Origin of the sequence: Dolichospermum sp. UHCC 0259, assembly GCF_009711935.1 — a bacterium.
Classification (GTDB): domain Bacteria; phylum Cyanobacteriota; class Cyanobacteriia; order Cyanobacteriales; family Nostocaceae; genus Dolichospermum.
In genome coordinates, this window is the sequence record NZ_VIKX01000066.1 from 1 (window position 1) to 12,876 (window position 12,876).

Genomic DNA, 12,876 nt, shown 5'->3' on the forward strand with positions numbered 1-12,876 from the left:
CCTTTAAATTTTTCTGTTAACCTACTTAGTTCACTTGTTTCTAATCAGTCTTTAAATAAATATAAAAAAGATTTTTTAGTGGAGGCAATTATTTTAATTGGTAAATTATATCAATTTTCAGAATATCTATTATCAGATAGATTATTCTTTCAATTACAATTACAATTCAATAATGCTAGTGAAAATCGTAAATTATCAAATGAATATCTACAATGTCTAGCTAGAATAGCAGTAAATGAAAAATTGCAACAGCAATATTTCAGTTTATTTGATTCTCAGTATCAGTTGAAAAACAGTCAATACTTATGGGGTTATGGCAGGATTTTACTTTGGTATTATAATTTTAATTCATCAAGTTCATTTTTCAATTATCAAGAGCATTTTATAAAAATAATGAATTATTTACTGACAAGAGATTATAAAAATTTCGATTATCCATATAAACAAAATGCCTTCCTATCTCTAATTTATCTCCTGACTTTTTGCGCTCATAATCTAAGATTTTGCCAAAAAGATTCACCAGAATTATTATTAGCAAAACAAGTTATTCAACATTTTAAAAATGATAGAATTACTTTAAATACAGTTAGCAGAGAAAAATCACTAAATCAATACTTTCAAGAAATGATTGAAGGACGTTCAACAGCAGATGGAATAGCAAATCTTCTTCAAGGTTAAATTGAAATTAATCTATAATTATAAGCCCGCTATAAAACCAAAATATCACTTTTCCCCGACAGTCTACGAGGGGGAACGCATAAGGTTGAATAGATTCATTAACCTGCTTTTTTAAATTGCACCCCTAGTCTGTAAAGTTGATTAAGCGCATTTATGCTAAAATGCCATTACTGTACTCTGTAAGGAGTTTTTTGTATGGCTAACGTTACTTACGATGAAATTTTTGGAGCAGTATTAACCTTACCACCTCTATACAGAGCGATGCTTGCTGAACATCTTCTCAAAAGTCTTGATGAAATTAATCCTGAAGTCGAGACTGCTTGGGAAACAGAAATTGCAAATCGCATACAGACTATAGATGAAAGTCAAGTTGCGTTAATTCCAGCCGATGAAATATTGCAAAGACTAAGGAATCGCTTGGCTACAAAGTTATTGCAATGGGTAGAAGTAAAGATTAATAAAGAACCTCAGTCTATGCCAAATAAAGGATTACGACAGCCAGGACTCGGTTTAGGTTCTTGTATATTTAATGATGACTTTGATGATCCATTACCTGATGAGTTTTGGCTTGGTGAAACATGAAATTATTTATCAACATCCTAGTATTAATTTAGCGGATGTTTATGCGGCTTTAGCCTATTATCATGATCATCAAGAAGAAATTAGACAGCAAATTGAAGAAGGCGAAAATTTTGCTAAACAATTACAAGGAAATAAACCATCTTTAATTGAAAAAATATTATAGCGGTAATCACGCTTGGTGCAATATAATCGAGGGCGCAAGCCCTGCGCCCCTACAAAATTTACTGTTTCATGACTGTATTTAATTCAATTTCATATCGCTATATTGAACATTGCAGTATTATTTATGCTCGTCAACAGCGGCAGTCAATTGGAAAAATTATTAGCCGAACTCCGAACTCCGAACTCCGAACTCAGGTTGGATGATTATGGTGTTTCTGGAAATGTTTGCACTTTGCTATCAGGACTGAGGATAACTCGGATTCTCACATTTTGCCCAGCTTTATTACTAGAAACAAAGGGTTTGCCAATTTCGGGAATACCACTACTATCAATGTATTCTCTAGCGACTTGATTTAATGGTAAAATTCTTTCGATTTTGCCGTCAATACCCAATGTTAAACTATATTCTAGAGTTTGAGAAAGTCCGGTTGGTGGTTGCCAGCGCTTGTTGAGGTATTCTCTGGCTTCTGCTATTTGAGGTGTATCAAATAATGTTTTATTGTCAGTAGATAAGGTATCTGAGGTGGGTTTGGTTGCGGTTCTTAATCTGCTGGCTAAACTACCTTGATTTCCTATTGGAGATGCCTGTTCTGGGGTAGTATTTGCTCCCACACTTGGCGATAATTCCGCAGCAGCAGGGGTGGGAATTAGGTTGGGAATATTACTTAAATTGTTGTTGGGGATGGTAGCAACAGATGAAGATGGTTGAGTAATATCCGATGGTAGATTCTTGGATTTGGTGGGATTTACGGCTTTTTTATCGGCAATACTTGAAGTATTTGGGATGGTTTTTGTGATGTTGGAATTGGGGATGATGCCGGATGAGGGAACTTGTGAAGTTAGGGGATAGGAGAAAGTATCGGATGGTATGGTTAATGGTGGCTGAGATGTTTTTGATGGTGCGGCTGGGATGGTTGCATTAGGAAAGGAAAGGGGTGGCGCGGGGGTACTCAGGTTAGGAAGTGGTGGTGTTAGTTGGGGTTGAGGGGTAATTAAGGGCAGGGAGGGTGTTGGGATGGGGTCTTGTTGAGTAGGTTCTATCGCAACTGGTTCGGGAGACTGGGGGGCATTTGTGGCAACTTTCTGACGATTTTTCTGGATGTTGTTGGCATATTCCCAGGTAAATGGTGTTAAACCGGCTGCTAATACTAAGACTGCGGCAATGGGGGCCCACTGGGGTAGACTGGGCTTAATAATTTGATGGTTGGTGGTTGGTAAGACGACCATATCAGATGAGTATTCGTCTAAGGCTGTTGCTAAATCAAATAGTTGTAGTAAAGTTAGTTCAATTACTTGTCCAGATGTTTGGTTAGCCAGATTACCAAAAAAGAGTTGATGAGTTAAATTATGGCTGGGTTCTAAATATATTTTTGTTTGGGGAATTTGGGTTTTAAAGGATGAGATATTTGGGGTGGGAGGGATAGATGGGGGAATGTCTGTTATTTCTAGTTCTGATGTTGTACTGAGATCATCATTACCTAATAAGTTAATACTAAAATCTTCCGCAGATTGTTGCAGAAGTTTTTGAACGTAGGTGGTGACGATATCACATAAAATTTCTAGTTGCTGGCGATCGCCTTGAATGAGTATTTTACTTTCTTCGGGTAATCGTGGATCATCAAATCGCAAGTTAAAACTGAGATCACTAATCACAGTTTTGTCTGTCCACCGTGACAAGGGGGAGTTTTGCGCTGATATTTCTAATGTACAGGTCGGGGGGGTGTAACGACGAATTACAGAATTTGATGAAGACATAACAACAATTGCAAAGAAAAAATAGGTATTTTGGATTTTAGATAGGGAATGAAAATCAAAAATCGCTAATTATTTTGTGGAAGGGTCTATGAGTGCTAACCACAACCGCCGATGTCCACCAGATGCACTATAAAAGAGTAAGTTTATTAACAGTTTGAGGGCGAGGTTGGTCAGCAAATCTGTTGATGTTGCTTCTTCCTCTTCCATTCGTTCTTGGTAGGTATTACAAAAAGCGTCTATATAATCTCCTAATAGGGCGGCTTGGTGAGGTTTTTGCTTATTTGCTGTCAATTGTTCTAATAAACCTACAGCCCGCCGAATTAATTCTTGGTGTTGTTTGGCGAGATGGCAAATAATGAGAACTAGCGATCGCGCTTCTTCTACATCTAACTTTTTCCGTCCCCCTTGACTTTTGCGGAGGGGATTGGATTGCCGCAATCGCCACAATGCCACCCGATCTGGTACTTTAGATTCTAAGTTCAGACTAGCTGCGGCTGACAGCATGGCTTCTGAACCAATACCAGTTAAGGTTTCTAGGGCTAATAGCACTAGATCTAACTGAGTTTTAATATTTTCCCATTGAGTTGTGTTCGGGATTGGGATTTGGTTTAAATCCTCCCAAGGTGATTTTGGTATAGTCGGATTAGCGGTTGAGTGCATAACTTTTAGCATAAATGATCAGGCTTAAAGAATCTGTGACTGTTACCTATTTGGAAACGAGTTAGTCATTGGTCATTGGTCATTGGTCAGTTGTTGATCTTCTCCCTAACTCCCCTACCTCCCCTACTTCCCCTACCTCCCCTACCTCCCCTACTTCCCTGCTATATGATATGGGCAACGGTGACACCAGTACCACCATCGGCTTGTTCTGCGGGTTCGTAGTGGGTAACTCTGGGGTGTTGTTGTAGGAAAGCGTGGACTCCTTGTTTGAGTTTACCAGTACCGTGTCCATGAATAATCCATAGGGGTCCAGCAGCTTCAGAAATAGCTTTGTCTAAGATATATTCGGCATCGGCTACTCGTTTTCCGCGCAAATCCACAGTATTTTTGGAGGTACGAATGGCTGGGGCTGGTGGTGGTGTATCTACGGGTGGGGTTGGTTTTGGTTTAACTATGGGTTCGGGTTTTTGTCCATCTAAGGATTCTATATCTTGAAGTTGGACTGTCATTTTCATGATGCCAAACCGGACGTTAAAGTTGCCGTCAGCATCAGGAATTGTTAAAACTTCGGCGGTTTGCCCTAATTTGGGGATTCGCACGCGATCGCCAACTTTTGGCATAAACCCAGGTTTAGGTTTGGGTGGGGGTGCAGGTTCGTATTTTTGAGCAATTTGACTTAGGGATGCGGTGGCTTGTTGGGCATCTTGGGCGTTAGGTGTGCCTTTTTGCAAGCGGCGGATGACTTGGGCAATTTCGCCTTTGGCTTGGGTAATTGCTTGTTGAACGGCGATTTCTTGGGAAGCCCGCAAATCTTTTTCTCTGGCTTCTAAGGATGCGGCTTTGTCAGAAACTTCTTTATATAATCGTTCGGCTTGACGTAATAATTTTTGGGCTTCAGCGGCTTTGGTTTCTTGATTGCGACGTTGGGCTTCTAAACCGGCAATAACTTGGTTTACTTCGTCTGTGGCTTCTCCCACTTGAGTTTTCGCTTCTGCGACTACTTCGGGTTTTAAGCCTAAACGCAAGGCAATACTCAGGGCGTTGGAACGTCCAGGAATCCCCCACAATAGCCGATAAGTGGGTGACAGTGTGGTTTCGTTAAATTCTACGGAAGCATTTTCAAATCGAGGATCTTCGTATTTTAAAGCTTTGAGTTCGCCAAAGTGGGTACTAGCCATTGTTAGCTGGGTATGATTGGCGAGATATTTCAGTAAAGCGATCGCTAATGCACTTCCTTCAACGGGATCTGTACCTGCACCAACTTCATCAAGTAATACGAGGGACTGGGGACTGGGGACTGGGGACTGGGGATTGGGGATTGGGAGTTTTATTCCTTCTTCTTCGTCTTTCTCCTGAATTTTGGGCGGGGAAACCCCGCCCCTACCTCCTTCTCCTTCTCCTTCTCCTTCTCCTTCTCCTTCTCCTTCTCCTTCTCCTTCTTCTTCCTTTCTCCTGACTCCTGACTCCTGACTCCTGACTCCTTCTTCTAATGCTTCTAATATTCGACTAATGCGGCGAATATGTCCTGAAAATGTGGATAAACTCTGTTGTAAAGATTGTTCATCCCCAATATCAGCTAAAACTTGCGAAAACCAAGGCATTTCTACGGGTTCACGGGCGGGAACAAATAAACCCACTTTCGCCATGATAGCGGCTAATCCCAAGGTTTTTAAGGTGACAGTTTTTCCCCCTGTATTTGGTCCGGTAATTGTGACTACTCGAATTTGGGGACTAATCAACAAATCTACAGGTACGACGGGATTTCCTTGTTCATGCTGCTGTTGCCAGACTAGCAAGGGGTGGCGCAGATTTCGCAAGGTGATAATTTCATTGTCTTCTCGATCAACAAAACGTGGGGGATTAGAACCTATCCACAGACTGTAACGGGATTTGGCAACTGCTAAGTCTAAGGTAGTGACAATAGCTAGTAATCTTTCTAAGTCTGGGGTAACTGCGGCTACTTTCTCTGTTAAAGTCCGGCGAATTACTTCGGCTTCAGTTTGTTCTTTTCTGATGACTTGCCGGAGTTGATTACCCAATGGTACGACACTATTAGGCTCTATATACAGGGTTGCGCCACTGGTAGAGGTATCGTGTACAATGCCGGGAATTGCGTCCTTTTGGGGGGCTTTGACGGGGATAACAAAGCGATCGCTTCTTTGGGTAATTAACTGTTCTTGAACAGCGCCCGATTTAGCTTGAATAATATTTTGGAGTTTTTGGGTAATTTGTCCGCGAATTTTCCGCAATTCTATGCGAATTTCCCCCATTTTCAGACTAGCACGATCAGTTACTTGTCCCCGTTCATCAATACAACGGTGGATTTCCTGTTCTAATTCGGGGTAAGTCCGCAATTGGGAAACTAAATCGGACAAAACCGGGACATTTTCTTGATTATCAATAACACGACGTAAATTTCTTGTTCCTGCCAAGGTAGTAGCGATCGCCAACAGTTCCTCACCAGGTAAAATACTTTGGAGTATTGCCCGTTCCAGGGAATCACCAATATCCTGTATTCCCTCAAAGGACAACCCTGGATGTAAACGACTTTCCAGTTCGTAAACTTCTTTGGTTTGCGCTAATAACTGTTCACTTTCTACCTGAGTTTCAGGAATCTGCAGGTTACGCGCAACTATCGCCCCTAACTTAGTTGCCGCAAAGGTGGAAAGGTGCTGGCACAGACGGGGCCACTCTAGTAATTCTAAGGTTTCAGATTGGATCAAGGTTTCAACAACAAATCTGAAATTATCGTAACAATTTTAGCCCCCAGCAGACTACATTTTCCAGAATCAAATTTTCCGGTATCCATTCGTAGGGGCAATCCCCCTGTGGTTGCCCATATTCTATATTAATTAGCGTCAATTGGTACTAACCAATTTAAAACCATTAGCAACCCAACCTACATTTCCTTAACTGTGTTCCTATGCCCTAATTTTAAACACTGGAATTACTGCTTCTGCTGAACGTTACGCTTATGGTATTATAACTCTATCCATTGCATTCGGCTTATTACTTGAACGCTATCCTCGCTTGAGATACCCAGTTATATCTTTTTGGGCGCTACTAATGGTAACATTTTACATTCAATTTGCCTGTGATCTTTGGGTGGCTTAGATTATGACATAAAAACTTAGGCATAAAATGAAAAAAATTAAATTTACCACAGTTTTAACACCTTATCTAGTTCTATATAGCGCATTTGTTGTTTGTGCAATTGTGGGAATGTTGATATTTCCTGATACTTTTCATAAGTTTTTTTCTTCAACTCAATTACCCCGAACAATTCCTCCTCAATTACCTCACACCAGTTATTACTGGGATATAGAACATTATGCAAATATGGCTTTGCAAAATACTTGCACTGCTTTTTACCCTCTTTGGAGTTTTATAATTAATTGGATATTTCATCCTCAGAATTTAGATCAATTTACCTACTATTTTAAAATTACAGCTACAGCAATTTTTATAATATCTACTCCTCTGGTATTTTGGGTATTTAAAAAAGCTTTCAAAAATGAATATTTAGCATTAACAATTACTCTTGCTTATACAGTTAATCCTATGGCTATTTTTCGGGTTATAGGTTACACAGAAAGTTTATTTTCTTTTCTGGGAATTTTATTTATATGGTTGCTTTTACCTGAAAATAAATTAAATGAAAAAATTAAACTAATACTGCTATTATTTATTGTTATTTTAATGGCTTTAACTCGTCCGGTGTTAATCCAGATGATAGTTGCTTCTTTATTATCATTAAGCACAATATTTTTACTTACAAATAAATTTAATAAAAATTATATTTTAACTACGATTATCATATCTATTTCAGCAATATTAGGTTATTCTATTTATGGAGTTTCATGTTTTGAATTAAGAGGAGATTTTTTTGCACCCTTCCATGATCAAAAACAATGGGGTAAAACATTAGGATTAAATTTAGATTTAGTGTTTTTTCCTAAATCTCCTTTGTTTGATTTATTAGGCTTATATTTGCCGGTTTTAATTTTAATAATTAGTTTGATTGTAATATATTGGAAAAGTAAAAACTATCAGCCATTGATATTTGTCCCTAAAAATTTTCTTTGGGATATTTTAATCCTATATCCACCTATATTATTATTAGCTTATATATTAAATTATTTGCGGGGTATAAAAAAGAAAATAATTATTTCTAAATTTGCTAATAGGTTAAAAGATAATTATATATTTTGGTTTTGTATGTATTTTTCAACAATTAATTCTTTACTTGTATTTTTTACGCAAAACCGTCTAGCAAGTTTAGCTAGATATATATTTGCAATACCTTTCTTTTTTCTGGCTTTAGGATATTTATATTGTTGTTTTCCAGGAAAACGGAAATATCAAACTATATTAGTTATGAGTATAATATCCGCAATTGCTCTTGTAGAACAATGGATTAATTACGGAAAAGATCAATGGTTAGGTTAAAAAGAAATTATAAAATCACCTAAATTGTCTGGAAGTTATACGTTATACATCCGTCTAGTTAATTAGTGATGAAATTAATGTAAATCCTTTCGCTTCTCCTATAATTTTACTCTGCTTTAAATTCATTTTCTGCAAAATCTCCTTGTCCAATAATAAATAAGATTTATCAGCAAACTTATCCTGTAAATCGGCAATAGATGCAGGAATAATTTTACAATCACTATAAAAATCTAAACTAGGACGGCCATAAGCAAAAGAAGTATATATTTGTGTTCCCGGTGGCACATTATCTCTAATTAAAGCTGCCACTGGGAGAACAGGGAATTTTTCATTTAACTCCCAAATCCATGATTGAGAACTCATCAACATTGCTAAAACCAGATACATTCCTGTAAATAAAACCGGAATAAATTGACGATTATGCTGATTAACTAACCATGATGTTATCCCCATAGTTATTGCTAAAACAACACTCATCACAATTAACAATGGCTGTTTATCAAATATACTAAAATAAGCACAACCTGCCAAACCAACAATCACTAAAAATGCCAAAAATCCTGTCAAAAATTTACTTTTAAACTGCCCATTTTGCCAAATATAACTTAAATTAGCCCCAATTGCTAACGCTAAAAATGGATACACAGGCATAATATACCAAGGTAATTTTGTCCCCATTAAAGAAACTATGGCAAAATAAACAATTGTCCCAATCAGAATTAAACAACCCCACACAGTATCACGATTTTTCCAACTTAAATATAAACCACCTGGCAAAAACAACAACCAGGGAAAACCATATTTGAGAATTTCCAGTAAATAATACCAAACAGGACCCGTATTACCTTCTACAGCTTTTCCCAATCTATCAAAAGCTTGGGATTGAAAATGCACTGCTAAGAAAATATTGCCATAATGTTGCCATTGGGCAAAATACCAAGCAACAGCAGGGAAATTACCTAACACCATTCCTATCCATAGAAATGGATTTTTTAATAAAGCTAATTGTTGATTAACAATAATAAATAAACAGACTATTCCCCCTAAAACCACCACTAACATTCCCTTAGTTAAAGTAATTAAACCCAAACAAAAACCGATACCCAAAGCATATTTTTTATGATCTTTTGCTTTCAGAACACAAAATAACAACAATAGAAAAAAGGAAATAGTCATCCCATCTAACATTGCCAATCTACCATGACGGACTACTGGCAATAATGTTAAATAAACTAAAGCTGAAAATAAAGCTGGTAAATTTTCTTTAAAAGCCAAACGTCCAATTAAATAAAGTAAAGGTACTCCTAAAGCTGTTAAAAATGCTCCCGGAAATCTGGTAGTAAATTCTTGCACTCCAAAGATATGATAGCAAAGAGCAATTAACCATTGCATTAAAGGTGGTTTTAATAAAAAAGGATCTCCTTGTATAGTAGGATAAAGCCAGTTACCCGTGCGATAAATTTCCCTAGCGACTATAGCATAAGTACCTTCATCCCAATCTCGTAAAGGTAAATTACCCAAACCTATCAGCCATAAAATTAAAGATGCCACAAACAAGCCGAAAAAGTATTCTTTTTGTTGAAATGAACGCATTATTGTTAAATATTAAATAAACTTAATTATGATGATGAATCAGCCTATCTACTCCCTAGTTATCCCCATTTATAACGAAGAAGAAAACATCGTGGAGATGTATCGCCGTTTACATGATGTCATGGAACAGTTAGACGGTGATGCTGAATTAATTTTAATTGATGATGGTAGCCGCGATCGCTCTTTAAGTATGATGCGCGAATTACACCATCGTGACAATCGAGTCCATTACCTCAGTCTAGCCCGGAATTTTGGGCATCAAATCGCCGTTACTGCTGGTTTGAACTTTGTCCAAGGTAAATGTATCATTGTTATGGATGCTGATCTTCAAGATCCACCAGAATTAATTCTAACAATGATCGAAAAATGGCATCAAGAATACCAAGTAGTATACGCTCAACGCATATCCCGTCAAAAGGAAAGTTGGCTAAAACGCTTAACGGCATACCTTTTTTATCGCATTCTTCGACGCTTGGCTAAAGTTGATATTCCTGTGGATACAGGCGATTTTTGCTTAATGGATAGACAAGTAGTAGATATCTTAAATTCTATGCCAGAACGCAACCGTTATATTCGCGGTTTACGTGCTTGGGTGGGTTTTCGACAAACCTCTGTACTTTTTGAAAGAAACCCTCGGTTTGCAGGCGATGTAAAATATACTTTTGGTAAATCTTTATCCCTGGCAATTGATGGTATTATCTCTTTTTCTACAGTTCCCTTACGACTGGCAACCTACTTAGGGATTATCTCGGCTGCGATCGCTATGATTATGATAGTATTAGTGCTTTATTGGCGAATCTTTGCCCCAGTATCTCACTTAATTGGTTACACATTAATTACAATTTCTATGTTTTTCCTAGGTTCAGTTCAATTAATTTGTATTGGTATTCTAGGTGAATATATTGGCAGAATATATGAAGAAGTAAAAGGTCGTCCTCTATATACATTAAAAGAAACTGGAGGCTTTACAAAAAACTAAAATATTGACTAATTTTAAATCTCAAAAACGTAGAGGCGCAAGGCCTGCGCCCTCTATTGTATTTGATGATTGTATTGCATCATACCAATCACCGTTATCAATAAAATCCAGGTAATATCAGTGTCAATACCAGAATTTAGTTTACTACTAATATCAGTTCTTATTAGTGTCGCCGGACAGTTTTTTTTGAAAATGGGAGCAATTAAATTAGGTAAAGTTTATGGAGAAAACATGATTGATCTGATTCTCAACATGATCACCATACCAGAACTTTTATTAGGATTAACCTGTTATGGTATTGGTGCAGTAGCCTATATCTTACTCCTAACCAAAGTAAATCTCAGCGTTGCTGCCCCTGCTGTATCCATTGGTTACATATTTTCTGTATTACTAGGTTACTTTGTTTTAAAAGAAACTATTCCTCTAACCCGTGTTTTTGGACTAGGTTTGATTGTCTCTGGGGTGATATTAGTGATTTGGAAAAAATCAACTTAACAGAACAGTTAAATCCACTATTATGGAAAAGTTATGAATCCGTAATAAAAATATATTCACTCAAGATTCAAAAAGTAGCTAACGTAACTACTAAATCTTATTCATAAATGAGAAACTATCTTCAGTTAATTATCATCTAACTACTCATGGCATTACAGAAAAAATCATTTTTTCACAAGTAACCCATGATTCTAAGCCGTAAAATATACATAAATGTTCAAGCGACTCATATTTTACAGTATGACAAACCAGCTCAATTTTTAGAAAAATGTGTTATAACCTACCGTCAGAGCGATCGCTGTCATCAAGGGTTGCTCACCCCTTGAAGGAGTTACACTGTGGAAAATAATAAGTCTTTTTTTGGAACGCAGGGAATATTAATTGTATTAATTGGACTGACTGGCACTTTAAGTATTGCTTTGATGATTCTATTCAAAGCTAGAACTTCTGATGCTCAAAGTCAGGGTGTAATTGTTAAAAATAAAGATATTGCTGCTAATGTTAAAACTCAGCAGCGGCTAGAGGAATTTAAAACAGAAATGCTTACCCGTTGGCAACAAGAAGCACAAGCCAAAGGATTTTCTACTGATGTACCACCTAAGTTTCAAGGGATTGTAATTAGTAAAGCTAAACTTCCTCCAGAAAAAAAAGTTATTGCCTTAACGTTTGATGATGGTCCTTGGCCTAGCAGTACCGCCAAAGTATTAGATATTCTCAAGAAAAATAATATCAAGGGTACATTTTTTGTGGTTGGGCAAAATGTCAAGAATTATCCCGACTTAACAAAACGGGTAGTTACAGATGGTCATATTATTGCTAACCATACTTGGCATCACTGGTATCATCACATGAATGCACAAGCGGCGGCTTATGAAGTTGCTAATACAACAGACATAATTTATCAAACTACAGGGGTGAAAACCAGTCTATTTCGTCCCCCAGGAGGGATTATGAGTAATGGAGTGGCCGCTTATGCTAAAAGTAATAAATATGCTGTTATTATGTGGTCGTCTGATTCTATGGACTATGCTCGTCCATCTGTACCAAAACTAATTAATAACATATTTAGAGAAGCTAAACCAGGGGGTATTGTGTTAATGCACGATGGTGGTGGCGATCGCTCTCATACCGTCAAAGCCTTACCAGAAATCATTAGCAGGTTTCGGAAACAGGGTTATGAGTTTGTCACTGTTCCCGAACTTTTGGAAATGCAAAATCAATATCCACAGTTAGTTGCCCAGAATAAAACAAAATCTCAAAAACCTCAAAAACCCAAGAAACCTTAAATAATGTCTGAATCAGGATAACCAGGATTAAAGGATTAACAGGATGAATAAGCTGTTGGACATTTAGATTGTATATTGCTCACAACTAAAACTCTTGTGGAACAGGCATCTTGCCTGTTTTAATTATGCAAATTAAATGTTTCTCAGCTTATACCAATTCTGGATGAAAATGCACATAATCATAATTAAATCCTGTAAATCATTAAATCCTGGACATCCTGATTCAGACAAAAAAGA

General features: G+C 37.3%; 10 protein-coding genes and 1 pseudogene. 7 read left to right on the forward strand and 4 right to left on the reverse strand.

All coding sequences use genetic code 11. The features are described 5' to 3' along the window. The 3 genes and pseudogenes from FJR05_RS05195 to FJR05_RS05205 all read left to right on the forward strand — a co-directional run. Nucleotides 1-678: pseudogene (locus FJR05_RS05195) on the forward strand (hypothetical protein); the annotation flags it as partial. A gap of 195 nt (nucleotides 679-873) precedes the next feature. Further along, on the forward strand, nucleotides 874-1,260 hold the full coding sequence (locus FJR05_RS05200; protein WP_168643136.1) for an addiction module protein: 387 nt from the start codon (nucleotides 874-876) through the stop codon (nucleotides 1,258-1,260). Next, the gene (locus FJR05_RS05205) at nucleotides 1,247-1,423 is read left to right on the forward strand and encodes a hypothetical protein (protein ID WP_254446740.1); all 177 of its coding nucleotides are present in this window, start codon (nucleotides 1,247-1,249) and stop codon (nucleotides 1,421-1,423) included. Before FJR05_RS05200 ends, FJR05_RS05205 begins: the two co-directional genes overlap by 14 nt. A 203-nt stretch (nucleotides 1,424-1,626) precedes the next feature. Here the strand turns inward: FJR05_RS05205 and FJR05_RS05210 are convergent, their stop codons facing one another. The 3 genes from FJR05_RS05210 to FJR05_RS05220 all read right to left on the reverse strand — a co-directional run bounded on the left by FJR05_RS05210 (nucleotide 1,627) and on the right by FJR05_RS05220 (nucleotide 6,560). Beyond that, nucleotides 1,627-3,177 carry a DUF4335 domain-containing protein gene (locus FJR05_RS05210; RefSeq protein WP_168643140.1) on the reverse strand — a complete coding sequence of 517 codons (1,551 nt, stop codon included), beginning with the start codon at nucleotides 3,175-3,177 and terminating at the stop codon, nucleotides 1,627-1,629. 69 nt (nucleotides 3,178-3,246) lie between these two features. After that, the gene (locus FJR05_RS05215; RefSeq protein ID WP_168643141.1) at nucleotides 3,247-3,849 is read right to left on the reverse strand and encodes a DUF3038 domain-containing protein; all 603 of its coding nucleotides are present in this window, start codon (nucleotides 3,847-3,849) and stop codon (nucleotides 3,247-3,249) included. Between the two features lie 149 nt (nucleotides 3,850-3,998). Continuing rightward, a complete protein-coding gene (locus tag FJR05_RS05220; RefSeq protein ID WP_168643143.1) occupies nucleotides 3,999-6,560 on the reverse strand; it encodes an endonuclease MutS2 in 2,562 nt (853 codons plus the stop codon). A gap of 418 nt (nucleotides 6,561-6,978) precedes the next feature. Here FJR05_RS05220 and FJR05_RS05225 point away from each other — a divergent pair, with 418 nt between their 5' ends. Then, nucleotides 6,979-8,286: a mannosyltransferase gene (locus FJR05_RS05225; protein ID WP_168643146.1), complete on the forward strand. Its 1,308-nt coding sequence runs from the start codon at nucleotides 6,979-6,981 to the stop codon at nucleotides 8,284-8,286. Between the two features lie 54 nt (nucleotides 8,287-8,340). Here the strand turns inward: FJR05_RS05225 and FJR05_RS05230 are convergent, their stop codons facing one another. Beyond that, the gene (locus FJR05_RS05230) at nucleotides 8,341-9,879 is read right to left on the reverse strand and encodes a glycosyltransferase family 39 protein (RefSeq protein WP_168643148.1); all 1,539 of its coding nucleotides are present in this window, start codon (nucleotides 9,877-9,879) and stop codon (nucleotides 8,341-8,343) included. Nucleotides 9,880-9,913: 34 nt separating this feature from the next. On the opposite strand from FJR05_RS05230, the gene FJR05_RS05235 reads away from it, so the two are divergent. The 3 genes from FJR05_RS05235 (at nucleotide 9,914) to FJR05_RS05245 (ending at nucleotide 12,639) form a co-directional block, all read left to right on the forward strand. Continuing rightward, nucleotides 9,914-10,858, forward strand: a complete 945-nt coding sequence (locus FJR05_RS05235; RefSeq protein WP_168643161.1) for a glycosyltransferase family 2 protein — start codon at nucleotides 9,914-9,916, stop codon at nucleotides 10,856-10,858. A 120-nt stretch (nucleotides 10,859-10,978) separates the two neighbouring features. Further along, nucleotides 10,979-11,353: an EamA family transporter gene (locus FJR05_RS05240; protein WP_168643149.1), complete on the forward strand. Its 375-nt coding sequence runs from the start codon at nucleotides 10,979-10,981 to the stop codon at nucleotides 11,351-11,353. A gap of 338 nt (nucleotides 11,354-11,691) precedes the next feature. Then, nucleotides 11,692-12,639 carry a polysaccharide deacetylase family protein gene (locus tag FJR05_RS05245; protein ID WP_168643151.1) on the forward strand — a complete coding sequence of 316 codons (948 nt, stop codon included), beginning with the start codon at nucleotides 11,692-11,694 and terminating at the stop codon, nucleotides 12,637-12,639. The last annotated feature ends 237 nt before the right edge of the window (nucleotides 12,640-12,876 follow it).

Excerpts from the sequence above, each read along its gene's own strand:
- FJR05_RS05200 (WP_168643136.1), top strand. The coding sequence starts at position 874 with ATGGCTAACGTTACTTACGATGAAATTTTTGGAGCAGTATTAACCTTA.
- FJR05_RS05225 (WP_168643146.1), top strand. The coding sequence starts at position 6,979 with ATGAAAAAAATTAAATTTACCACAGTTTTAACACCTTATCTAGTTCTA.
- FJR05_RS05215 (WP_168643141.1), bottom strand. The coding sequence starts at position 3,849 with ATGCTAAAAGTTATGCACTCAACCGCTAATCCGACTATACCAAAATCA.
- FJR05_RS05235 (WP_168643161.1), top strand. The coding sequence starts at position 9,914 with ATGAATCAGCCTATCTACTCCCTAGTTATCCCCATTTATAACGAAGAA.
- FJR05_RS05210 (WP_168643140.1), bottom strand. The coding sequence starts at position 3,177 with ATGTCTTCATCAAATTCTGTAATTCGTCGTTACACCCCCCCGACCTGT.
- FJR05_RS05230 (WP_168643148.1), bottom strand. The coding sequence starts at position 9,879 with ATGCGTTCATTTCAACAAAAAGAATACTTTTTCGGCTTGTTTGTGGCA.